At 64.1% G+C, this 22,952-nt stretch carries 22 protein-coding genes and 1 pseudogene; 13 read left to right on the forward strand and 10 right to left on the reverse strand.

From position 1 onward, the window contains the following. Nucleotides 1-159 precede the first annotated feature (159 nt). A pseudogene (locus tag V6E02_RS11675) lies at nt 160-632 on the reverse strand (transposase); the annotation flags it as partial. Nucleotides 633-785: 153 nt separating this feature from the next. On the opposite strand from V6E02_RS11675, the gene V6E02_RS11680 reads away from it, so the two are divergent. Beyond that, on the forward strand, nt 786-1,064 hold the full coding sequence (locus V6E02_RS11680; protein WP_347308982.1) for an Rdx family protein: 279 nt from the start codon (nt 786-788) through the stop codon (nt 1,062-1,064). A 14-nt stretch (nt 1,065-1,078) separates the two neighbouring features. On the opposite strand, the gene V6E02_RS11685 is transcribed toward V6E02_RS11680, so the two are convergent. The 5 genes from V6E02_RS11685 to V6E02_RS11705 all read right to left on the reverse strand — a co-directional run bounded on the left by V6E02_RS11685 (nt 1,079) and on the right by V6E02_RS11705 (nt 5,563). Further along, nucleotides 1,079-3,022, reverse strand: coding sequence for a dynamin family protein (locus V6E02_RS11685; protein WP_347308983.1), 1,944 nt, complete (start codon nt 3,020-3,022; stop codon nt 1,079-1,081). Beyond that, complete coding sequence (locus V6E02_RS11690; RefSeq protein WP_347308984.1) at nt 3,019-3,318, reverse strand: DUF167 domain-containing protein; 300 nt, start codon at nt 3,316-3,318, stop codon at nt 3,019-3,021. Before V6E02_RS11690 ends, V6E02_RS11685 begins: the two co-directional genes overlap by 4 nt. Beyond that, the gene (locus tag V6E02_RS11695) at nt 3,315-3,917 is read right to left on the reverse strand and encodes a YggT family protein (RefSeq protein WP_347308985.1); all 603 of its coding nucleotides are present in this window, start codon (nt 3,915-3,917) and stop codon (nt 3,315-3,317) included. The genes V6E02_RS11690 and V6E02_RS11695 overlap by 4 nt, the downstream gene beginning before the upstream one ends. Before the next feature lie 33 nt (nt 3,918-3,950). Next, complete coding sequence (proC, locus tag V6E02_RS11700) at nt 3,951-4,775, reverse strand: pyrroline-5-carboxylate reductase (protein ID WP_347308986.1); 825 nt, start codon at nt 4,773-4,775, stop codon at nt 3,951-3,953. Nucleotides 4,776-4,867: 92 nt separating this feature from the next. Continuing rightward, nucleotides 4,868-5,563: a YggS family pyridoxal phosphate-dependent enzyme gene (locus V6E02_RS11705; protein WP_347308987.1), complete on the reverse strand. Its 696-nt coding sequence runs from the start codon at nt 5,561-5,563 to the stop codon at nt 4,868-4,870. A 104-nt stretch (nt 5,564-5,667) separates the two neighbouring features. Between V6E02_RS11705 and V6E02_RS11710 the strand changes: the two genes are divergently transcribed. Together V6E02_RS11710 and V6E02_RS11715 are read left to right on the forward strand one after the other, a co-directional pair. Next, on the forward strand, nt 5,668-6,705 hold the full coding sequence (locus tag V6E02_RS11710) for a type IV pilus twitching motility protein PilT (protein ID WP_347308988.1): 1,038 nt from the start codon (nt 5,668-5,670) through the stop codon (nt 6,703-6,705). Nucleotides 6,706-6,745: 40 nt separating this feature from the next. Next, on the forward strand, nt 6,746-7,882 hold the full coding sequence (locus V6E02_RS11715; RefSeq protein WP_347308989.1) for a PilT/PilU family type 4a pilus ATPase: 1,137 nt from the start codon (nt 6,746-6,748) through the stop codon (nt 7,880-7,882). A 3-nt stretch (nt 7,883-7,885) separates the two neighbouring features. Here V6E02_RS11715 and V6E02_RS11720 read toward each other — a convergent pair whose 3' ends face one another. Further along, nucleotides 7,886-9,034 carry a THUMP domain-containing class I SAM-dependent RNA methyltransferase gene (locus V6E02_RS11720; protein WP_347308990.1) on the reverse strand — a complete coding sequence of 383 codons (1,149 nt, stop codon included), beginning with the start codon at nt 9,032-9,034 and terminating at the stop codon, nt 7,886-7,888. Then, a complete protein-coding gene (gene hemJ / locus V6E02_RS11725; RefSeq protein WP_347308991.1) occupies nt 9,031-9,444 on the reverse strand; it encodes a protoporphyrinogen oxidase HemJ in 414 nt (137 codons plus the stop codon). The genes V6E02_RS11720 and hemJ overlap by 4 nt, the downstream gene beginning before the upstream one ends. 44 nt (nt 9,445-9,488) lie before the next feature. Here hemJ and V6E02_RS11730 point away from each other — a divergent pair, with 44 nt between their 5' ends. The 5 genes from V6E02_RS11730 to V6E02_RS11750 all read left to right on the forward strand — a co-directional run bounded on the left by V6E02_RS11730 (nt 9,489) and on the right by V6E02_RS11750 (nt 16,347). Then, nucleotides 9,489-10,013 carry a TlpA family protein disulfide reductase gene (locus tag V6E02_RS11730; RefSeq protein ID WP_347308992.1) on the forward strand — a complete coding sequence of 175 codons (525 nt, stop codon included), beginning with the start codon at nt 9,489-9,491 and terminating at the stop codon, nt 10,011-10,013. A gap of 6 nt (nt 10,014-10,019) precedes the next feature. Continuing rightward, nucleotides 10,020-10,409 carry a YqaA family protein gene (locus tag V6E02_RS11735; protein ID WP_347308993.1) on the forward strand — a complete coding sequence of 130 codons (390 nt, stop codon included), beginning with the start codon at nt 10,020-10,022 and terminating at the stop codon, nt 10,407-10,409. A gap of 61 nt (nt 10,410-10,470) precedes the next feature. Continuing rightward, nucleotides 10,471-14,277: a DUF3683 domain-containing protein gene (locus tag V6E02_RS11740; RefSeq protein ID WP_347308994.1), complete on the forward strand. Its 3,807-nt coding sequence runs from the start codon at nt 10,471-10,473 to the stop codon at nt 14,275-14,277. Continuing rightward, nucleotides 14,274-14,684 (forward strand): HIT family protein, encoded by a 411-nt coding sequence (locus tag V6E02_RS11745; protein ID WP_347308995.1) that lies wholly within the window; start codon nt 14,274-14,276, stop codon nt 14,682-14,684. Before V6E02_RS11740 ends, V6E02_RS11745 begins: the two co-directional genes overlap by 4 nt. A 34-nt stretch (nt 14,685-14,718) precedes the next feature. Beyond that, complete coding sequence (locus V6E02_RS11750) at nt 14,719-16,347, forward strand: cyclic-di-GMP receptor FimW-related protein (RefSeq protein WP_347308996.1); 1,629 nt, start codon at nt 14,719-14,721, stop codon at nt 16,345-16,347. Here the strand turns inward: V6E02_RS11750 and phoR are convergent. Together phoR and phoB are read right to left on the reverse strand one after the other, a co-directional pair. Next, nucleotides 16,334-17,662: a phosphate regulon sensor histidine kinase PhoR gene (gene phoR / locus V6E02_RS11755; protein ID WP_347308997.1), complete on the reverse strand. Its 1,329-nt coding sequence runs from the start codon at nt 17,660-17,662 to the stop codon at nt 16,334-16,336. The genes V6E02_RS11750 and phoR overlap by 14 nt on opposite strands. Nucleotides 17,663-17,715: 53 nt before the next feature. Further along, nucleotides 17,716-18,405, reverse strand: a complete 690-nt coding sequence (gene phoB, locus V6E02_RS11760) for a phosphate regulon transcriptional regulator PhoB (RefSeq protein ID WP_347308998.1) — start codon at nt 18,403-18,405, stop codon at nt 17,716-17,718. 298 nt (nt 18,406-18,703) lie between these two features. On the opposite strand from phoB, the gene V6E02_RS11765 reads away from it, so the two are divergent. From V6E02_RS11765 to V6E02_RS11785, 5 genes are all read left to right on the forward strand, one after another. Further along, nucleotides 18,704-19,459: a hypothetical protein gene (locus V6E02_RS11765; protein WP_347308999.1), complete on the forward strand. Its 756-nt coding sequence runs from the start codon at nt 18,704-18,706 to the stop codon at nt 19,457-19,459. After that, nucleotides 19,456-19,968 carry a TlpA disulfide reductase family protein gene (locus tag V6E02_RS11770; RefSeq protein ID WP_347309000.1) on the forward strand — a complete coding sequence of 171 codons (513 nt, stop codon included), beginning with the start codon at nt 19,456-19,458 and terminating at the stop codon, nt 19,966-19,968. Before V6E02_RS11765 ends, V6E02_RS11770 begins: the two co-directional genes overlap by 4 nt. Continuing rightward, nucleotides 19,965-20,525, forward strand: a complete 561-nt coding sequence (locus V6E02_RS11775) for a phosphoribosyltransferase family protein (protein ID WP_347309001.1) — start codon at nt 19,965-19,967, stop codon at nt 20,523-20,525. Before V6E02_RS11770 ends, V6E02_RS11775 begins: the two co-directional genes overlap by 4 nt. A gap of 262 nt (nt 20,526-20,787) precedes the next feature. Next, the gene (locus V6E02_RS11780; RefSeq protein WP_347309002.1) at nt 20,788-22,092 is read left to right on the forward strand and encodes an NfeD family protein; all 1,305 of its coding nucleotides are present in this window, start codon (nt 20,788-20,790) and stop codon (nt 22,090-22,092) included. Nucleotides 22,093-22,115: 23 nt separating this feature from the next. Beyond that, a complete protein-coding gene (locus V6E02_RS11785) occupies nt 22,116-22,871 on the forward strand; it encodes a slipin family protein (RefSeq protein WP_347309003.1) in 756 nt (251 codons plus the stop codon). Nucleotides 22,872-22,952 lie beyond the last annotated feature (81 nt).

Genomic DNA, 22,952 nt, shown 5'->3' on the forward strand with positions numbered 1-22,952 from the left:
GACCGACCGTCCTGCTAAGCCCAGCGATCCCAGCACCCCGCAGGGCAGCCCATCCGTAGGCCGCGTTTGTCGGAAAACTTGGTTGTATCCGTCAAGTTGTGCAAAGAGGCGGTCATGACCGAGGTTGTCCGTCTCGTAGCGGGCATCCAGGATCAGTTAGGGATAGGCCTTGTCCAGGGGCCGGCTGGCGAAGCGGGCCAGGGATTCGTCCAGTGTCTTGTTGATCTGGCTGATGGTGGAGGCAGAGAAGCTGTGGCCGCACAGCCCCTCGGTGATGGCCTTGACCTTGCGGGTGGACACCCCTGGACGTACATCTCCTCCAGGGCGGCGACCAGGGCCTTCTCGCTGCGATGGTAGCGCTCGAAGAGCGCGGTGGAGAACTCGCCGTTGCAGTCCCTCGGCACGCATCGTTCGAGTTTGCCGATGCGGGTGATGAGGCTGCGGCCGTAGTAGCCCGCCCGGTAGCCGTTGCGGTTGGCGCTCCGCTCCCCGGGCGCGGCACCCATGAATTCAGTCATCTCGCCTTGGAGAACGGTCTGCAGCGCCTCCCGCATCAGACCCTTGAGCAGGTCCCGTTCGCCCGCCACCAGTTCCGCCAGCGACACTTTCGTCTTATGCTTCTTCATGGTCATGGTTTGCTCTCCTTTGGGTTCAAGGTCGTTCTCGCACATCAACCTCTTACCATGACCACCCAACACGTTTCCAGATCGAAACGCTTTTGCACATAAATCGGGACACGCCCTCCGCCCATAATTGAGTTAGCTTATTGGCTACGGGAAGCTGCCATGCCCACACCCCGCGTCGAAATCCGCTACTGCCCGAAATGCCGCTGGCTGCTACGGGCTGCTTGGCTAGCCCAGGAATTGCTCACCACGTTCGAGGGCGCGCTGGGAGAAGTCGCGCTCGTGCCTGCCGGGAATGGCTTATTCCAGGTGTGGCTGGATGGGGAGCTCATCTTTTCCCGCGCCGAGGCGGGGCGCTTTCCCGAGGCCAAGGAGCTCAAGCAGTTGGTGCGCGATCGCATTGCCCCGGACAAGGATCTGGGCCATAGCGACCGCAACTGACCGGCAACCCAGGATCAGGCGGCGTCGCGCTGGCGCTGAATGTTGCTCGCGGCAGGCGGCTGTAGGCGACGCAGGATGCCGCCCAGGAGCGCCACGTCGCGGGCGAGGCGCGTTTCCATGGCGGCGAGTTCTTCGAGGCGTTCTTGCAGGTTGTCGATGTTGTCGTGGATCTTGCGGATGTTCTCGATGCGCCTTTCGATAGCGATCTTGTAGTCGGTGATCTGGCTGGTCAGGGGCCCTAGCGCATTGCGCAGCCAGGCTTCGCTTTCCTGACGTGCCCGCTCGAACAGGGCGCGCGCCTCGGCGGCGATGTTGAGAAAAAAACGCCGCACCAGGAAGTGCTTCTCCGTCAGGATGTTGATTGGATCGCGGCAGAAAGCCTCGGTGCGCCGCCCCAGTTCCTGGAACGCGGCCTGGTAAGCATCCAGGTCCAGCACGGGGGCCTCGCGCCGTTCCAGTCCATGCTGCACGTGAAAGCGGACATAGGCGCTGTCCACCAGCCCCTTGATTTGGCGGCCATGTTTGTGGATATGCTGAAACTGCTGGGCGGTGTGGCGGATCAGGGACTGCATGCCGCGGGTAAGGCCCGCGGTGGTCCAGCTGCCCTTGATGGAGTCGTGGGCCTTCTGCAGGATGCCGTCCAGGCGTTCCAGGCTTAGGTTGTTGAGGAGGATGCGTCCCTGCTGGGTGATCACCGTCCGCGTGACGTTGAAGGCCCGGATGGTCTCCTCGTAGGTCAGCTTGTCCTCGTGCAGTCTGTTGAGCATCTTCTGGATCACTTCCTTGTTCTTGCCGGACAGGGAAGCCAGTTCCTTCTGCTCGTGCCGCACTGCGCAGAGTTGCTGATAGACGCTCTTGTAGGAGGCGAGCACCAGGGCGCCGATCTCCCGGGTGACCGCCTTGCGTAGGATTTCCTGGCGCAGCGGAATCACCTCGCGGGCGAGCATCGTCTCCAATGCGCCGATGCCGCTCTGCAAAAGTAGCGCCTCGTCCCCGCGAATCTTCGCCAGTAGTGCCTTCTGGGCCGACAAGGCGAGCACGTTGGCGGGCGATACACCCAATTGCAAGGCGGTCGCCTGCCTCTGGCGTTCGATCGAGGCCTGCACCTTCTCCCAGGACTTGAGCTCGTCCCACAGGGTATCCACCTTGTTCAATATAACGATGCTGTGGGCGGCGTGGGGCTGGACGTGCTTTTGCCAGATCTCCATGTCGGAGCGTGTCACGCCGGTGTCGGTGGCGAGCAAGAACAGCACCGCATGGGCGCCCGGGATCATGCTCAAAGTGAGTTCGGGTTCGGAACCCAGGGCATTGAGGCCGGGTGTATCTAGAATCGCCAGCCCGCTCTTGAGTAGCGGATGCGGGTAGTTGATCAACGCGTGGCGCCACTTGGGGATTTCCACCCAGCCACTGTCGCGCAGCATGTCCGCCTGCATGGGGTCCTGATCGTCCCATAGACCCATGGTGCGGGCCTCCACTTGGGACACCCGCTTGGTTTCGGTGAGGGTCTGCAACACCTCCACCATTTGCTGGGGGGAATCGAGGTCGAGGCGGCTTTGTACCCATTCCACCGGCTTTTTCTTGAGCTGGCGGATGGTCTCTTCGCGGTAGCGGGTCTCGATCGGCAGCAGGCGCAGATAGGGCGGCTCGGACGGGTCGTAAAAGATTTCCGTGGGGCACATGGTGGTGCGACCGGCGTCTGAGGGCAGCAAGCGCTGTTTGAAGTCGGCGAAGAAGAGGGCGTTGATGAGTTCGGTCTTGCCCCGGGAAAACTCGGCGACGAAGGCGAGCGTGATGTGGTCGTGGCGCAGGCTCTCGATCAGGTCGTACAGGCGCAGGGACTGTTCCGCATCCACCTCGCCGCGCGCTTCCAGCCACGCCTGATAGGCGTCGATGGCGGCCAGGATGTCCTCGCGCCAACGCTGGTAGTGTGCGATCTGTCGTTCCACGAGGGTGTTCATTTCGCTCCCAGCAACGTCTCCGGTGCGACGCGACTGCCGAAAATTTCCACCACCTTGCGCCGCCCCTGGGCGCCGGTCTTCAATCTCACCTCACGCTGCGGCACCTGGAAGACTTCCGCCAGGAAGGCGATGAGGCGCGCATTGGCCTTGTTGTCCACGGCGGGCGCGGCTACGCGCAGCTTGAGTGCTCCGCCATAGAGACCCGCCACCTCCGTGCGCGGGGCATTGGGCTCTACCCGCACGGTCAGGATGAGCGCGCCCCGCGCGTCGTATCGGTACCAGAGTGCCCCGCTCACAAGCCAAAGCCACCCATGCCCGCGTGGATCATCTCCTTCGCCGCCTGCTCTAGCCAAGCCACTGGTAGCATGAGCACTAGCTGGCAGACGATCAGGATTACCATGGGCGACAGGTCCACGTTGGCGATGGGTGGAATGACGCGCCTCACCTGTCGGGTGAACGGCCGGGATAAGGCCTCCAGCACGGCCATGAAGGGGCTGAAGGGATTCACCAGGCTCACCACGAACAACATCACCTGCACCAGCATGAGCAGATACAAGCTCATGCGCAAAAGCTCCACCGCCGCCCACAGGCCAAAGCCCAGGTACATGAGGCCAGAACCCCGCGCGAGGGGCAGGCCGGACAAGGCTTCCACTGCGAGAGCCAACAGCCACTGCATGAACCAGGCCGCCACCAGGGTCGCCAGATCGAGGCCCCACAGCCCCGGGATCACGCGCCGTAACGGCAGCACGAGGAAATTGGTGGCCGTCACCACGAAGGGCGTAAGCGGGTTGCCTTGGGGCACCCGCAGAAGCTGCAGGTAAAACCTGAGCAGCAACAGCGCGATGAACGCGGTGACGACGGTGTCCAGCAAAAAGATAACGGCTTGGCTGAGCATGGCTTTAGGCCCGTGACGAAGATGACCAAACTGTCATGGCGCGGCGCCGTCCCGACCCAGCTCATCGCCCAGCTCCCGGGCGCGCAAAGCCGCGGCGCGCACTGCCTCGACGATGCGCGGCTTGACGCCGGCGGCCTCCAGGGCGGCCAGCGCCCGCTCTGTGGTGCCGCCCTTGGAGGTCACCCGCTCCCGCAGGGTGACCACGTCCTCGCGTGAGGCGCTGGCCAGACGCGCCGCACCCGCGAAGGTGGCGAGGCTTAAGCGGCGGGCCTGGCTTGCTGAAAGCCCCAGGGCGATGGCCGCTTCCTCCAGCGCTTCCATGAAATAGAAGACGTAGGCGGGGCCGCTGCCGGAGACGGCGGTGATGACGTCCATGTCCGCTTCCGCGCCGACCCACACGACTTCGCCCACCGCCGCGAGCACCGCCTCGGCGCGGCGGCGTTCCTCCTCGCTCACCTCCGGCAGGGCATACAGACCCGTGATGCCAGCCTGAACCATGGCGGGGGTATTGGGCATGGCTCGCACCAGGCGCCGGTAGCCGCCTAGCCAGCGCGAGAGATCCGCGGCGCGCACACCGGCGGCGATGGACAGCACGAGCTGTTGTGTGAGATGGGGCGCAAGGCCAGCGGCCACACTACGGAGCTGCTGCGGTTTCACCGCCAAGAGCACCAGATCACACGCGAGGATGTCGGCGTCGGCAGTGGCCTTCACCAGCAGCCCGTAACGTTCGGCGAGGCGCTGTGCCGTTTCTGCATCAGGTTCCACTACACGTAGCGTGCCCGCCGCGAAACCCTTGCTAAGCAGGCCGCCGATGAGGGCATTGGCCATGTTGCCGCCGCCGATGAAGGTAATGTTCATGCTATCGAAACCTCTGGATAGTCTGGGTCAAACCCACGCACAATGCACGAAGCAAATGCTTGCCCCAGCGCCCGCGGGTACTTGTGGGGCGATCAGTGAGTCCGCTTGACCCGCTCCCCGAAAATCGCCGATCCCACACGCACGATAGTAGCCCCCTCCAGGATAGCGGCTTCCAGGTCGCCCGACATGCCCATGGACAGCGTGTCGAGGGGGAGCCCCTCGGCCACCAGCGCCTCCTTAAGCTCCTTTAGCAGGCGAAAGCGGCGCCGTTGCAGGTTGACATTGTCGCTGGGCTCGGGGATGGTCATGAGTCCCCGCAGGCGCAGCCGCGGCAGGCTGGCGACGAGGCGCGCCAGCGGTGCGGCTTCCGCCGGCGCCACGCCACTCTTGCTGGCCTCTCCGCTCACGTTCACCTGCAGGCAGACGTTGAGGGGCGGCATGCTATTGGGACGCTGATCGGACAGGCGCTGCGCGATTCTTTCCCGGTCCACGCTGTGGACCCAGGCGAAGTGTTCGGCGATGGGGCGCGTCTTGTTGCTCTGGATCGGACCGATGAAGTGCCATTCGATGGGCAGGTCAGTCAGCGCGGCCATCTTGTGGAGCGCTTCTTGCACATAGCTTTCGCCAAAGGCACGCTGTCCGCAGCCGAAGGCGGCGCGGATGACGTCCGGCCCGAAGGTCTTGGAAACGGCGAGCAGGGTGATGCTGGCAGGGTCGCGCCCACACTGCGTGGCCGCACGGGCGATGCGCGCCTGCACGGCTTGCAATGCGTTCTGGATTGTCGTCATAATGGTCCGCCGAGCACTCAAGAAACGGCCGAAGCGGCCGTTAATCCTTGGCCGAAGCGCCGCGCCTGCAACCGTTTCGCGCACTTACCCCGCGGGGATTATAAATGGAAATCGCAGATCTGCTTGCCTTCACCGTCAAGAACAAAGCTTCCGACCTCCATCTTTCCGCGGGTCTGCCGCCCTTGATCCGGGTCAATGGTGACATCCGCCGCATCAATGTGGAGCCATTGGACCACAGAGGCGTCCACAGCATGATCTACGACATCATGAACGATGCGCAGCGCAAGTTCTACGAGGAAAACCTGGAGGTCGATTTCTCCTTCGAGGTGCCCAACCTTGCGCGCTTCCGCGTCAATGCCTATGTCCAGCAACGTGGCGCGGCGGCGGCGTTCCGAACCATTCCCTCCAAGGTGCTCACCCTGGAGCAGCTCGCTGCGCCTGCCATCTTCAAGGATCTCTGTCACCACCCCAATGGCATCGTGCTGGTGACGGGGCCCACCGGTTCCGGCAAATCCACCACGCTGGCGGCCATGATCAACGAGATCAACGAGACCGAGTATGGGCACATCCTCACCATCGAGGATCCCATCGAATTCGTGCACGAGTCGAAGAAGTGCCTGATCAACCAGCGCGAGGTGGGACCGCATACGCTCTCCTTCAACAACGCGCTGCGTTCCGCCCTGCGCGAAGACCCGGACGTGATCCTGGTGGGTGAGTTGCGCGATCTGGAGACCATCCGCCTCGCGCTCACCGCCGCGGAAACCGGCCACCTGGTGTTCGGCACCCTGCATACCAGTTCCGCCCCGAAGACCATCGACCGCATCATCGATGTGTTTCCAGCAGCGGAAAAAGACATGGTGCGTGCCATGCTCTCGGAATCGCTGCGCGCGGTGATCGCCCAGACCCTGCTCAAGACCAAGGATGGCAGCGGCCGGGTGGCCGCGCATGAAATCATGATTGGCACGCCCGCCATCCGCAACCTGATCCGGGAAAACAAGGTGGCGCAGATGTATTCCACCATCCAGACCGGTCAGGCAGTGGGCATGCAGACCATGGAGCAATGTCTGACCGACCTGGTGCGCCGCAATATCGTCTCCGAAGCCGAGGCGCAGAAAGCGGCGCGCAAGGACACGAAGTTCTGAGCGAGGCGGCGTAGCGGCATCATTCACCCGGGAGCCTGTCATGGAGCGCGAACAAGCCACCAAGTTCATGCACGACCTATTGCGCCTGATGGTGAGCAAGAAGGCGTCCGACCTGTTCATCACCGCTGGCTTTCCGCCCGCCCTCAAGATCGACGGCCGGGTGACGCCCGTCTCCAACCAGACCCTCACGCCGCAGCATACGGTGGAGCTGGCGCGGGCCATCATGAACGACAAGCAGGCCTACGAATTCGAATCCACCAAGGAATGCAACTTCGCCATTTCACCGCCCGACATCGGTCGCTTCCGGGTCAACGCCTTCGTGCAGCAGGGGCGCACCGGCCTGGTGCTGCGCACCATCAATTCCACGATTCCCACCTTCGAGGAACTGGGCTTGCCCGAGGTGCTCAAGGACATCGCCATGACCAAGCGCGGCCTGGTGATCTTCGTCGGTGGCACGGGCTCCGGCAAGTCCACTTCCCTCGCCGCCATGGTGGGCTACCGCAACGAAAACAGCCAGGGGCACATCATCACCATCGAGGACCCCATCGAGTACGTGCACGACCACAAGAAGTGCATCATTACCCAACGCGAGGTGGGTGTGGACACCGACGACTGGTTCTCGGCCCTGAAGAACACCTTGCGCCAGGCGCCGGATGTGATCCTGATCGGCGAGATCCGGGACCGCGAGACCATGGAGTACGCCATCCAGTTCGCGGAGACCGGCCACCTCTGCCTGTCCACCTTGCACGCCAACAGCGCCAACCAGGCGTTAGACCGCATCATCAACTTCTTCCCCGAGGAGAAGCGCGACCAGCTCTTGATGGATTTGTCGCTCAACCTCAAGGCCTTCGTTTCGCAGCGGCTGATTCCGCGCCGCCAAGGCAAGGGACGCATCGCCGCCGTGGAAATCATGCTCAACTCGCCGCTCATCTCCGACCTCATCTTCAAGGGCCAGGTGCACGAGATCAAGGAAGTCATGGCCAAGTCGCGCGAGATCGGCATGCAGACCTTCGACCAGCATTTGTTCGAGCTGTACGAAGCGGGACTGATCAGCTACGAAGACGCCCTGCGCAATGCCGATTCCGTCAACGATCTGCGCCTGCAGATCAAGCTGCACGGCCAGGAGGCGAAGGATCGCGACATCATGTCCGGCATCGATCACCTGGACATCATTTGAGCCTCACCGCTGCCGCCGGTGGCTGCCTGCCACCATCGGGAATTCGTACAGCCGGCACGCCAGCGGGCCGTTGTAGAGCGGCGTCCGACGTGCGGGCTTGAGCCGCATCAGCCCCGGTAGCCGCGTATCTGCCGTGAAGATGAAGACGCGCCAGCCGGCGAAGCGTTGCTTGAGCACGCTGCCCAGCCGGGGATAGAACTCGGCCAGCGTGGCCAGATCGCCGATGCGTTCGCCATAAGGTGGATTGGTCACCAACACGCCTTCAGCGGCGGGCGCTTCAAGTTCCAGGACGTCCTTTCGTTCGAGCGCCACCACTGGAGCAAGCCCCGCCTCGGCGAAGTTGCGCCGTGCGTGGCGAACGGCAGCGGCGTCGCTGTCCGAGCCCCAGAGGGGGAGCTGCTGTCTCGGCCGACATTCCGCCTCGGCTTCGCGGCGCAGCCTGGCCCAGGCTTGCGCATCGAAATTTTCGAGGCGCTCGAACGCGAAACCGCGACCGAGGCCAGGCGCGATGTGAAGCGCCATCAGGGCCGCCTCCATGAGGAAGGTGCCGCTGCCACACATGGGGTCGAGCAGAGGCACGCCGGGCTGCCAGCCGGTAAGGTGCAGAATGCCGGCCGCCAGGTTTTCCTTGAGGGGCGCCTCGCCCTTGGACTTGCGCCAGCCACGCTTGAAGAGGGCCTCCCCCGAGGTGTCCAGGTAGAGGGTCAGATGCGTGGCATCGAGAAAGGCGGCAAGTCGCACCGCGGGTCGGGCGGTGTCCACGTTGGGTCGCCGACCCCGGGTGTCACGGAACCGATCGCACACCGCGTCCTTGATGCGTAGCGTGACGAAGTTGAGGCTTTTCAACGGACACCGGCGGGCCACCGTGGACACGGCAAAGGTCTGGTCCACGTCGAAGTAAGAGGGCCAGTCCACGGCACGGGCGAGGCGATACACCTCTTCCTCGCTTTGATATGGGCCATGGGCGATGCGCCAGAGCACACGGCTGGCGAGCCGGCTCCAGAGATTCACGCGATAGCACAGGGGCCAGTCGCCCTGAAAGCCGACGCCGCTCTCCACGGGGCTCACCTGGGCGGCACCCAAGCGCGTGAGTTCCGCGGCCAGCGCGCTTTCCAACCCACGCGGGCAGGGCGCGAAGAAATGCTCGCTCAAAATGGTTTCACCACCACTAGGATCACCACCGCGATCAGGATCAGTACTGGAAATTCGTTGAACCAGCGAAACCAGACATGGCTGCGGGTGTTGCGATCGGCGCGGAAATCGGCGAGCAGCTTGCCACACCAGAGATGATAGGCGATCAGCACCGTGACCAGGGCCAGCTTGGCGTACAGCCAGCCACCGCCGATGCCATAACCCAGCCACAGCCACAGCCCCAGAAGCACCGTGATGACGCCGCCCGGCGTCATGATGCCGTAGTAGAGCTTGCGTTCCATGACCTTGAAGCGCTCGATGGAGGGGCGGTCTTCGCTCATGGCGTGATAGACGAACAGCCGCGGCAGGTAGAATAGCCCCGCGAACCAGGTAACCATGAAGATGATGTGGAACGACTTGACCCAGAGCATGTCGGAGTTCCGAGCAAAAACCGGATCATAACCAAGAAGCGGCCATGGATGCGAAAGCCTTTTTGCGGCGCCACAACGGCAAGTTGGTCCCCCTGCTGCTGCTGGGGCTCATCGCCTATCTCTGGTTCCGTCCGCCCGCCTGGGTGCAGGATCTGGACGGCACGCCCGCCCCGGTGCGCTATACGACGCTAGATGGCCGCTCAGTAAGCCTGGAAGACCTACGCGGCAAAGTAGTGCTGGTGAATTTCTGGGCCACCTGGTGTCCCTATTGTCGGCATGAAATGCCGGCGATGGAACGTTTTTACCGCGACTGGCGGGGGCGCGGTTTCGAGATCATCGCCTTCAGCCTGGACGAGGCGCCGGGCGCGGTGAGGGCTTTCATGCGGGAAAACGGCTATAGCTTCCCCGCCGCCATGGCCGATGTTGCCATCCAACAGGCCTTCGGTGGAGTCAGCCGTCTGCCCACCTCGTACATCCTCGACCGGCAGGGCCGATTGCGCCACAAGGTGCATGGCCAGGTGCACTACGCGAGATTGGAAGGGTTGGTGGCGCCCCTGCTCGCAGAGTGAGGCCACATGCTGGCATTGGCCGGCCTGTTTGCCGCTTCGTTCTTTTCCGCCACCCTGCTGCCGGGTCACTCGGAGGCGGCGCTGTTCGTCTATCTGCGTTTTCACCCCGAGGCTTGGGCGACGGCGCTCGCGGTGGCGACCCTGGGCAACACCTTGGGCGGCATGACCTCCTATGTCATCGGCCGCATGCTTCCCGGCCGAATGGAGGGGCGCGCCCTCGCCCAGGTGCGACGCTTTGGCATCGCGGCCCTGCTTCTAGCCTGGCTGCCAGTGCTGGGCGATGCCCTGCCGCTGGCAGCGGGCTGGCTGCGGCTCAATCCTTGGCTTTCCGCCCTGTTCATGGCCGTGGGCAAGCTCGCGCGTTACCTATTCGTGGCCGCGCTCGCCGTAGCCTGACCAGCATGCCGCAGGTCGCTTTGGGGCGGGGTGCTAAAATGCGCTTTTGCCGAACCTCGCCATGACCACCCGCCTGCGGGAAATCCCCTACAACTACACCTCCTTCTCCGACCGGGAGATCGTCATCCGCTTCCTGGGCGAGGAGATGTGGCAGGTGCTCGACGCCCTGCGCAGCGAGCGCCGCACCGGTCGCTCCGCGCGCATGCTGTTCGAGGTGCTGGGTGATCTCTGGGTGGTGTCGCGCAATCCTTATCTCCAGGACGATCTGCTCGCCGATTCCCGGCGCCGGGCGGCGCTCATCGGCGCCTTGCGGCATCGTCTTAACGAAATCGAGGCGCGCCGTCAGGGTAACCCCCAGGTGGCGCGCCTGCTCGCCGCCGCGGCGCGCGCGGTGGATGCCTTCGAGGCGGAGTTCGAGCACACCCGCTTGTTGCGGGCGCGCGTGCTGAAGACCCTGGCGGCGCACACTCGCCGGGACAACATCGCCTTTGATGGCATGAGTCGCGTCTCCCACGTCACGGATGCCACCGACTGGCGCGTGGAATACCCCTTCGTGGTGATCAGCCCGGATAGCGAGGAAGAGATCGCGCCCCTGGTGCGGGCGCTGATCGAACTGGGACTCACCATCATCCCCCGCGGCGGTGGCACCGGCTATACGGGTGGTGCGGTGCCCCTTACCAAGCTGTCGGCGGTGATCAACACGGAAAAGCTCGACACCCTGGGGCCGGTGGAGCAGGCCCGCCTGCCGGGGGTGGACCATCCGGTACCGGTGATCCATTGCGGCGCGGGCGTGGTGACGCGGCGCGTGATGGAGGCGGCGGAGGCGGCAGGGTTGGTGTTCGCGGTGGACCCCACCTCGGCCGATGCGTCCTGCATTGGCGGCAACGTGGCCATGAACGCCGGCGGCAAGAAGGCCGTGCTGTGGGGTACCGCCATCGACAACCTGGTTTCCTGGCGCATGGTGGATCCACGTGGCCAGTGGCTCACCGTAGAACGCCTAGACCACAACCTGGGCAAGATCCACGAGGTGCAACGCGCCCGCTTCCGCATCCTGCGCTACGCCCATGATGGCCGCAGCGTGGAGAGTGAGGAAGTGCTGGAGATTCCGGGCCACGCCTTCCGCAAAAGTGGCCTGGGCAAGGACGTCACGGACAAATTTCTCGCCGGTCTGCCAGGCATCCAAAAGGAAGGCTGCGATGGCATCATCACCTCGGCCACTTTCATCCTGCACCGCATGCCGGCCTTCGGGCGCACCGTGTGTCTCGAATTCTTCGGCCAGGTGCACGAGGCGGTGCCGGCGATCGTCGAGATCAAGGCCTATCTCGACGCCCACGGCAAGGCGCGGCTAGCGGGGCTGGAACATCTCGATGCCCGCTACGTAAAGGCGGTGGGTTATGCCACCAAGGCCAACCGGCCGCAGCGGCCCAACATGGTTCTGCTCGCCGACATTGTCTCCGACGACGAGCAAGCGGTAGGCGAGGCGGCTTCCCACATCGTCCGGCTCGCCAATGCACGGGGTGGCGAGGGCTTCATCGCGGTCACGCCTGAGGCGCGACGCACTTTCTGGCTCGACCGCGCGCGCACGGCGGCGATCGCCGCCCACACCAACGCCTTCAAGATCAACGAAGACGTGGTGATTCCCCTGCCGCGGCTGGCTGATTACAGCGATGGCATCGAACGTATCAACATCGAGCTGTCCATCGGTAACAAACTCATCTTGCTTGACGAACTGGAGCACTTCTTCCGCGGCGAGCTACCCATGAGCCGCGACGAGGATGCCTTCGCCGATCCGGAACTCACCGAGCTGCGGCGCGCCCGGGCGCTGGAATTGCTGGCAGAAGTGCGGCGGCGCTGGGAGTGGCTGCTGGCCCAGCTGGATGCGCCGCTTGCCGCCTACGTGGAAGTCTTCGGGCCGGTGACGAGCCACGCCTCCACGGTCTTCCGCGCGCTGCAGGACCATAGCCTGCGCGTGTCGTGGAAGCGGGAAGTGCGCGCGCCCCTACATGATCTATTCACCGGCCGGGGCTATCGGCTGATCCTGGACCGTTGCGACGAAATCCATCGCCAGGTGCTCAGGCGCCGCGTGTTCGTCGCCTTGCACATGCACGCCGGTGACGGCAACGTCCACACCAACATTCCTGTCAATTCCGACGACTACGAAATGTTGGCCCTCGCCAACCAGGCGGTGGAGCGCATCATGAAGCTGGCCACAAACCTGGGTGGGGTCATTTCGGGTGAGCACGGCATCGGCATCACCAAGCTGCAATTCCTTGATCCCGCAAGCATCGAGGCCTTCGCGGCCTACAAGCGACGCGTCGATCCGGACGGGCATTTCAACCAGGGTAAGCTACTACCAGGCGCGGACCTGCGCAACGCCTACACCCCCAGCTTCAATCTGTTGGAGGTGGAGTCGCTCATCATGGAGCAGTCGGAAATCGGGCGCATCGCCGACTCCATCAAGGATTGCCTGCGCTGCGGCAAGTGTAAGCCGGTGTGCAATACCCACGTCCCGCGCGCCAACCTGCTTTACAGTCCGCGCAACAAGATTCTCGCCACTTCGCTATTGATCGAGGCCTTCCTGTACGAGGAGCAGACGCGTCGCGGCGTGTCGCTGCGTCATTTCGACGAGTTCAACGACGTGGGCGATCACTGCACCATTTGCCACAAGTGCGCCAATCCCTGCCCGGTCGACATCGACTTCGGCGATGTGTCCATCGCCATGCGCAACTTCCTGCGCAATCAGGGACAGAAGCGCTTCAATGCCGGCACCTGGGCGTCGATGCTGTTTCTCAACGCCACCGATCCGGCCACCATCAAGCTTTTGCGCACATTCATGGTGGAATGGGGCTACCGGGCACAGCGCCTCGCAGCACGGCTGGCGCGCAGGCTTGCGCTGGTGAACGCTCGCACCACACCGCCCGTCACCGTGGGACGCCCACCCCTGAAGGCCCAGGTCATTCACTTCGTGAACAAGCCCATGCCAGGGGGGCTGCCAAAGAAAACGGCACGCGCCCTGCTCGGGCTGGAGGATCCCGCCATCGTGCCGGTGATTCGTGACCCGGCGCGCGCGCAGGAGGAGCAGGAGGCGGTATTCTATTTTCCAGGCTGCGGCTCGGAACGGCTGTTTTCCCAGGTGGGCCTCGCCACCCAGGCCATGCTCTGGCACGTGGGTGCCATCACCGTACTGCCGCCGGGCTATCTGTGCTGCGGCTACCCCCAGACTTCCGCCGGTTTCGAGGATCGTGGCCAGGCCATCAGCACGCAGAACCAGGTGCTGTTCCACCGCGTGGCGAACACCCTCAACTATCTGGACATCCGCACGGTCGTCGTGTCCTGTGGCACCTGCATGGACCAGCTGCTCAAGTACCAGTTCGAAAAGATCTTCCCGGGCTGCCGGCTGCTGGACATCCACGAATACCTGATGGAGAAGGGCGTCAAGCTCGACGGTATCGCCGGTCGGCATTACCTCTACCACGATCCTTGCCACACGCCCATGAAGACCCATGCGCCCCTCAAGGTGGCGCAAAATCTCCTCGCCGCCGACGTGCGCCTGTCGGACCGCTGCTGTGGCGAGGCCGGCACGCTGGCGGTGACGCGTCCAGACATCGCCACCCAGGTCCGGTTCCGCAAGCAAGAGGAACTCATTCAGGGCCGCGATGCCATCCGGCGCGAGACGCCCGATGCGCCCATCAAGGTGCTTACCGCCTGCCCTTCCTGTCTCCAGGGCCTGGCCCGCTATGAGGACGACACGGAGCTCAGAGCCGACTACATCGTGGTGGAACTCGCCCGCCATCTCCTGGGCGAGAACTGGCTGCAGGACTACATCGCCCGCGCCAATGCGGGAGGCATCGAACGGGTGCTGTTGTGACTTGTCCCTTCTGCGCCGGTGCCGGGGGCGAGCTGGTCTGGCAGGATGCGTGGGCGCGTGTGGTGCTTGCGCAGGAGGCGGGCTATCCCGGCTTCTGCCGGGTGATCTGGCAGGCCCACGTGAAGGAGATGAGCGATCTCGCAGCCGATGAGCGGCGGCATCTCATGGACGTGGTGTTTGCGGTGGAAACGGTCTTGCGCAGGCTGATCAAGCCGGCCAAGATCAACCTGGCCAGCCTCGGCAACCAGGTGCCCCATCTACACTGGCACGTGATTCCCCGCTTCCTCGACGATCCCCATTACCCGATGGCGGTGTGGGCGCCGCCGCTGCGACCGGCTCCGGTCCGTTTGCCGCCGGCGCCGAGAGCGCTGCGCCAGGCCCTTGAAGACATCCTGCAAAGTTCCTAGGATAGCGTCATTGCCCTCGGGCAGAACCGATCCCATGCTCCATGCAGGCAGCGCCGGCGCCATGCAGGCCACCCGACCTCACATCTCCGATGCCCCAACCTGTCGCCAGTGGTTAGAGGGACTGCCGCTCACCAACGTGCCAGCCGCCCACGCGGAAATGCTGGTGCAGATGGAATTGGTGAACCATTACGCGATGAGCGGGGTGGAGCGGCTGAAGGTGATGGAGATCCTGCGTGAACCCATTCTTTACTTACAGGCCGAGCAGGGCCGCAAATACGCCGGCAAACCCCTGCCCTTCGACAACACCGAGCTTTCCCTGTGGCGCAAGGTGCTTTCTCTCTGGCAGGGCCTGGCTAAAGGTTATCAGCTCTGTCTAGAAAGTCTGCAGGCGGGGGAACCGGAACTTCAGGCCTATCTCGGCTTCGTCTGCCAGCGTCTTGTCCACGCCCACGGCTGCCAGATCTTGGAGCACCACTATGCTTATCAGCCGGTGCCGGAACGGCTGTGGCGCGAGCTCAACCAGACCTACGCCCTCGCGGAAGAGGAAGGTGTGGCGCGTCAGGCGGTGAAAGATACACTCAATCCCTTGATGGATATTTCTTCCGTGGAGGCGGCCTATGTCGCGGTGCTGCTTACTGCCTTGGCCGATCCCTACCACCTCACGGCACGCCAGCTCGCCCAAGTGAGTCGCTGGCTGTCCAAGTGGGCGGCGCGTGTGGCCGTGGTGAAGGAACCGCCCGCGCCCCTGTATCCGGAACTCAAGCTCGCACCGGTGACGGTGGATCTCGCCCGCGCGCAAGGGCCTTCATTGCGCCAGGACGCGGGCCTGGCGGAAACCGGCCGCTATCTGGACACCAATCAGCTCGCTGTCACCCTGCTCAAACGCATTCGCCACCTGCGCAAGGGCGCTAGCCCCGCGGAGCTGGACGTGGGCGAAGACTGTGTGCAGCCGGCCTGCGAAGCCTTCCTAACCCAGCTCTACCAGCAGTGGTGCGAGCCTCTGCCCATCCGGACCTACGAGCGGCGTGCCGGTCAGCTCAAGGCCCAGGTCACTTTCACGGTGCCGGCTATCCACTACTACTGCAACGGCGAGAAACCCCTGCGTCAGCCGGGCGAGGCACCCGAGCTGTCCTGGCAGGCCATGCAGGATTTGCAGGTGTTTGGCCACGTGTCTCACCACAGTGCGCGTCTTCAGGCTTCCCAGCGCGGCTATGCGCTGGAGACCTGGGCCATCGTCGATGAGTCTGCCCTGGGTTTCCGCCTCGCGGCGGAGGGTATGCACGCAGCGCGTATCCACCAGAACCAGCTGGTGGCGGTGCGCCCGCCCGACGCCCGCAGCTTCGTGCTGGGGGAGGTGCGCTGGCTGCGCTACCGTCCGGACGGCACCCTGCAGATGGGCGTGCGCACCTTTCCGGGAATCCCGGTGGCGGTGGGCGTGCGACCGCCGGTGCTCATCTCCACCTTGCCGTCCAAGTATCAGCCGGCCTTCCTGTTGCCGGAGATTCCCACGCTCAAGGTGCCGCCCACGCTGGTGCTGCCCAACGGCTGGTACAGCCCCAACCGCCCGCTGGAAGTGCTGTTCGAGGACAAGCTCACGGTAAAGCTCACCGGCCTCATGAGCCACGGTTCGGACTTCGACCGCGTTACCTTCAGTGTGGCGTGACGGCCGCTGGCAGATTCTTGCGGGCGATCACGCGGCTGGCCGGGAAGCAGGCCGAGAAGGTACTGCCCTTGCCCACTTCGCTCTGGATTTCCAGGCGGCCCTGGTGGCGCGTGAGCACGTGCTTGACGATGGACAGTCCCAACCCGGTGCCCCCCGTCTCCCGTGAACGGCTGCGATCCACCCGGTAGAAACGTTCGGTCAGCCGCGGGATGTGTTGGGGTTCGATGCCGATGCCGGAATCTCGTACCGAAAAGCACACGCCTTCCGCCGCGGTTTCCCAACGCAGCACCACCTCGCCGCCCGTCGGCGTATAGCGCACGGCATTGCTGATCAGATTGCCAAAGGCGCTCTCCAGCTCGGATTCACTGCCCATGAGCCAGGCATCGGTCGTGACCTCGGCACGCACTTGGTGGCGGCCGCGGGAGAGGCTTTGGGCTTCCGCAAGCAGCCGCTTAATGAGGCCTGGGACGTCCACCGGCGCTTCCTGCAAGGGATTGGCGGCGCTCTCCAGGCGCGACAAGGTGAGCAAATCATCCACCAGCCGCTGCATGCGCCGCGTCTGGTCTAGCATGGTCTCCAGATAATGCCGGCGCTGTTCGGCGGACAGATCAGCGTGATCCAGCAGGGTTTCCAGAAAACCGCCGACCACGGTGAGGGGCGTGCGCAGCTCGTGGGAGACATTGGCCACGAAATCTCGGCGCACCGTTTCCAGCTGCTCGACGCGGCTGATGTCCCGGGCAATGAGGAGCTTCTGCTTGGCGCCGAAGGGCACCAGTTGGATGGACAGGGTGAGCTCGGGATTGCGTGTGGATTTGAGGATCAACGGCTCGCTGTAGTTGTGGGCGGCGAGATACTCGTGGAACTGGGTCTGACGCAAGAGATAGGTGATGGGACGCCCGGCATCCGTCTCCAGGTTCAGTCCCAGTTGCCGGGCCGCCACGGGATTGAACCACTCGATCTCGTCAAGCTCGTCTAAGATCACCACACCATCTGGCATTGCCTCGCCGGCCCGGCGGAAGCGGGCCAGGGCCTCCGAGAGCTGATGCCGGCTCTTGGACTGACGGCGCACGATCTGGTAGAGCTGGGCGAACAGATCGCCCCAGCTGCCGCCTGCCTGAGGGACGGTGGCGAGCTGGGGATCCTTCAGCCAGTGTGCCAGCTTATTGAGCTGGACCAGGTGGTAGATGAGCTGGCCGAAGCAGGCCGCCACCAGGAAGAAGGCCGCCGCCGTGCCCCCGACCAACGGCCAGAGCAGCAGCGCGGCCAGGGCGTAAAGCAAGGGTGCCCTTAAGGCACGCGACCAGAAGTCGGACATGGGTGGGTGCGCATAGGTGGCCGTCTGGCCATTATCGCACGCGGGCGCGGGCTTCAGGGCGACTGGGAGAAGCGGTAGCCGGCCCCGCGCACGGTCTGAATGAGGGCATCGTGGCCGGTGGGTTCCAAGGCCCGACGCAGGCGCCTTATGTGCACGTCCACGGTGCGCTCCTCCACGAACACATGACTGCCCCAGACCTGATCCAGAAGCTGGGCTCGGGAGTGCACTCGTTCTGGATGGGTCATCAGGAAATGCAGCAGGCGAAACTCGGTCGGTCCCAGCTCCAGGGGGGTGCCGTTGCCGCTCACGCGGTGGCTAGCGGGGTCCAGGCGCAATCCACCCACTTCCACCGGTTCGTCGGTCATCTGGGGTGCACGCCGGCGCAGCACCGCCTTGATACGGGCCAACAATTCGCGGGGCGAGAAGGGCTTGGTCACGTAATCGTCCGCGCCCGTTTCCAACCCACGCACCCGGTCTGCTTCTTCGCCCCGGGCGGTGAGCATGATCACCGGTATGTCGCGAGTATGGCGCTCGGCCTTCAGGCGACGGGCGAATTCGATACCCGACTGGCCAGGCAGCATCCAATCCAGCAGGATCAGATCCGGCATGGCCGTGCGCATGAGCCGGTTGGCCGTTTCCGCGCTGTCTGCCTGCACCACCGTGTGGCCGGCTTGCCTGAGATTGAAGCTCACCAATTCCTGGATCGCGGGTTCGTCTTCGACGATCAGTATCGTCGCGGGCATGATGTCCTCCTACTTCCGAGCGACGCCATAGTATGACGCCAATGTGACGAAGCCATGACAAGCCCGGTTCTCGTCAAGGTCGGCAGCCATTGCACCACGGCCCAATCCTCAATGCCAAGCTGAGTGCCGCCACTCTTTATCCTGCCAGGGGCCGGCGCTCAAAGCGCTCGCGCCCAGCTCCGCCTCGATCTTCCCTGCTTCCACGAGACGGTGCGACGGCTTGCCCGGCTCGCGCAATTGGCCCGCGGACACACCCCGTCTTTTGACACCACGGCTGCGACCGACTAGGATCGAGGACATGAAACTCCTCTTTATGTGTCTTACCCTGCTGCTGCCGCTTGCCACACGGGCCATGGACGTGTCGTTGTTTGCGCTGCCCAATGGCACGGAAGTGGCGGTACGCCCCTTTCCTGCGACGGGCGACCGGCTTTTGCTTTGGTTCCCCTGCGACGAAGGGCAGAGCACGGCAGAAGCGAAGGCCGCCGCGGCATTGTTGCCCCAGGGCATCGAGACCTGGCTGCCTGACATGCTGGGTGCGCATTTCCTGCCCATGGCCCCGTCCAGCATGGACCAGCTGCCAGCCGAGGAAATCGCTGCCCTAATCGAACTGGCGCAGCAGACGGGCAAACGTGTCTATCTGCTGACGGCCGGGCGGGGGGCGCTTCCCGTGTTACGTGGGCTGGCGCGGTGGCGCAGCACGGCGGCGGGGCGGGAGGTGCAAGGTGTGGTGCTGGTCTATCCGGAACTCTACGCCGGTACACCCGCGCCCGGCACCGAGGCCCGCTATGAACCGGTGGTGCATGAAACCGTGAGCCGCATCGTCATTCTCCAGGGGGCGCGTTCCCCCGGACGCTGGTGGCTTTCCCACCTGGTGCAGGTGCTTCAGGCGGCCGGCAGCCGAGTGAAGGCTACCCTGCTGCCGGGGGTGCGCGGCTATTTCTTCCTGCGCGAGGAACAGACCCCGGAAGAAGCCGCCATGGCTGCGCGCCTGCCGGACCTGGTGCGCGACGCCCTGGATAGGATCGATAGCATGAAACAGGAAAACCAACCATGATGCCCCGTCTCGTGTCGGCGTTCGCGCTGTTCTTGCTGACCTCGTTCTCCGCCGCCTGCGCTCAAGAACTCAAGCCCTACGCGGGCAGCGCTACGCCACCGCTTCGCCTAAAGGACCTGGCGGGTAAGGTGCACGATCTCACTGACTACCGGGGTGAGGTGGTGATGGTGCAGTTCTGGGCTACTTACTGCGCCCCGTGTGTGAAGGAAATGCCTTCCATGCAGCGCCTGGCGGCCAAGCTCGCTGGCAAGCCTTTTCGTATCCTGGCGGTGAACATGGGCGAAAGCGAGGCCGAGGTGCGCGCCTTCCTCACGAAAGTCAACGTGGACTTCACCGTCCTCATGGATGAGGAGGGCCAGGCCATCGCCGCCTGGAAGGTATTCGCCGTGCCTTCCACCTTCATCGTTGACCGCGCCGGGCGCATCCGCCATACGCTCCAAGGCGGCACCGAATGGGACGCTCCCCAATACGTGGAAACGCTCACGGCGCTCATCGGGGCGCAGCCATGACCCCGGTGCCGGGGGAACGCTTCTGTCTCTACGACACGGCGCAACTGACTGCCGTGCTGGATGGCATGGCGTGGCAGGCGGCGGGCCTACTCACCGGCCGCCAGGATGTGATCGTAGTGGGCATCCTGCGCCGCGGCGCGCCCCTGGCCGATCAGCTCTTCGAGCGGCTGGCGCGGGATTTTGGCGTGCCCGGCCTTTCTCGGCTCGATCTCGCTATCAAACGCTATGCCGACGACCTCACCCTGCTACACCCGGAAACTCGCCTCACAGAGAATCCTGCCCACGCCGAGCTCGATCTCGCCGGCCGCAGCCTGATCGTGGTGGACGACGTGATGTACAAGGGCTATTCCATGTTGCGCGCGGTGGAATATCTCGTCGGCAAGGGCGCCGGCGAGATCCGTACCGCCGTGCTGGTGGACCGCGGCGCGGCGAAGCTGCCGGTGCGCACCGACATCGTGGGGGTGACACTCGAAGTGGCGCCCAGCGACATCATCGAGTGCAACGTGCCACCCTACGAGCCGGTGCTCAAGATCGATCTGCTGCGTCCCCGCCGCTGACGCACTTTGGGGGTGATGGACAGGGCCCCCGCACGCAGCCTAGCACGGAGAAACAGCGCGCCCAGATCAGGATCACGATGGGCAGGCTTGCGGCCAGCAGGCGTTCGAAGGGTCTGAGGGGCTCGCCGTGCCACCAACGCACGGCCGCTCCCACCGACTCCAGGAACCAGACCAGAAAGCCGAATGCGGCCAGGTATTTAAGCATGCGTATCAGCATGGTGGCAGCTTTGGGCGTTTTGCCGCTATAGTCAAGATCATGCTGATGCGCCTCATTTTGCTGCTCTCCCTTTTGTTGCCCCTGCCGGCGGCGGCCGCGCCGCGCGTGGTGGTGCTGGGGGTGGATGGGGCCATTTCCCCGGCCAGCGCCGACTATGTCGTGCGGGGCATCAAGCACGCGGAAGAAGTGGGGGCAGAAGCCGTGGTATTGCGTCTGGATACCCCGGGTGGGCTGGATTCGGCCATGCGCGACATCATTCGCAAGATGCTCGCCTCGCGGGTGCCCGTCATTGTCTGGGTGGGGCCGGCAGGGGCGCGCGCCGCGAGTGCCGGAACCTATATTCTCTACGCCGCCCACGTGGCTGCCATGGCGCCCGCCACCAACCTGGGGGCCGCCACGCCGGTGGCCATCGGTGGGGCCCAACCGCCTGGTCAACCAGGTAAGGAGAAAGACGCGAAGCCCGTGGAATCCTCACCCATGGCCAAGAAGCAGGTGCACGATGCCGCCGCCTACATCCGTGGTCTGGCGCAACTGCGGGGACGCAATGCCGAGTGGGCGGAGCGCGCGGTGCGCGAGGCGGTGAGCCTGTCCGCCGAGGAAGCGCTTAAGGAGAAGGTGATTGACCTGATAGCCACTGACCTGCCTGCGCTGCTTGCCGCCGTGGATGGGCGCACGGTCAAGCTGGGGCAAGACGAGCGGCGTCTTGCCATTCGCGGTGCGCTGCTGGATACCCGCGAGCCCGATTGGCGCACCCGGTTTTTGGCCGTGATCACGGATCCGGGGGTGGCCTACATTCTGCTGCTCATCGGCATGTATGGCCTGTTTTTCGAGTTTTCCAATCCGGGCTTGGGCGTGGCGGGCGTGGCCGGCGCCATCTGCCTGCTGCTGGCCCTGTTTGCCTTCCAGCTTCTACCCATCAGCTATGCGGGTCTGGCTCTAATTCTATTGGGTGTGGGTCTAATCATCGCGGAGGTGTTCGTACCCAGTTTCGGCGTGCTCGGGCTGGGGGGCATCGTCGCCTTCGTCGCCGGCTCGGTGATGCTCATGGACCGCGAGGTGACCGGCTCGGCAGTCCCCTTGAGTCTCATCGTCGCCTTCACCGTGGCCACGGCTGCCTTCATCCTGGTCGTTGGGCGCATGGCACTGTCCTCGCGCCGCAAGCCGGTGGTCACTGGTCGGGAGGAACTCGTCGGCGCCGAAGGCGAGGTGGTGGAGGTTGAGGATGGCATTACCTGGGTGCGCGTGCATGGCGAACTATGGCAGGCGCGCAGCGATCGGCCCCTCGCGCCCAGACAGCGGGTGAGGGTGCGTGCGGTGGAAGGCCTCACGCTGCAGGTGCAAAGCATCTGAACACCAATCTGAGGAGACAAACCATGATGGAACTCATCTTCGGCTCTGGCTGGCTTTTGATCCTGGTCATTGCCTTTCTCGTGTCGGCCCTCAAGGTGCTGCGGGAATACGAGCGGGGCGTGGTCTTCATGCTCGGTCGTTTCTGGAAAGTGAAGGGGCCGGGGCTGGTGATTGTGATCCCTGGTATCCAGCAGATGGTGCGCGTGGATCTGCGCACCATCGTCATGGACGTGCCCAGTCAGGACGTGATCTCCCGTGACAACGTGTCGGTGAAGGTGAATGCGGTGGTCTATTTCCGGGTGGTAGACCCGGCCAAGGCCATCATCCAGGTGGAGGACTATCTCTCGGCGACCAGCCAGCTCGCCCAGACCACCCTGCGCGCGGTGTTGGGCAAGCACGAGCTGGACGACATGCTGGCAGAAAGGGAACGCCTCAATTTGGACATTCAGACCGTGCTGGACCAGCAGACCGATGCCTGGGGCATCAAGGTGTCCAACGTGGAGATCAAGCATGTGGACATCGACGAATCCATGGTGCGCGCCATCGCCAAGCAGGCGGAAGCGGAGCGGGAGCGGCGTGCCAAGGTAATCCATGCCGAAGGCGAACTGCAGGCCTCGGAGAAACTCGCCCAGGCGGCGGAAGTGCTGGCGCGGCAGCCGGCCGCCATCCAGCTGCGTTATCTGGAAACCCTCACCACCATCGCCGCGGACAAGAATTCCACCATCGTCTTTCCCCTGCCCATCGAGCTTTTGAATGCGCTCCTGGGTAAAAAACCTTGAAGTTAGGCGACCCAAAATATTTTGATCGCCGCCGTAGCCTCAGGCTGCTATAGGTCAGATCAGGGCGGACTTTTCGCCCCT

Origin of the sequence: Thiobacter sp. AK1 (assembly GCF_039822265.1) — a bacterium.
Classification (GTDB): Bacteria; Pseudomonadota; Gammaproteobacteria; order Burkholderiales; family Thiobacteraceae; genus Thiobacter; species Thiobacter aerophilum.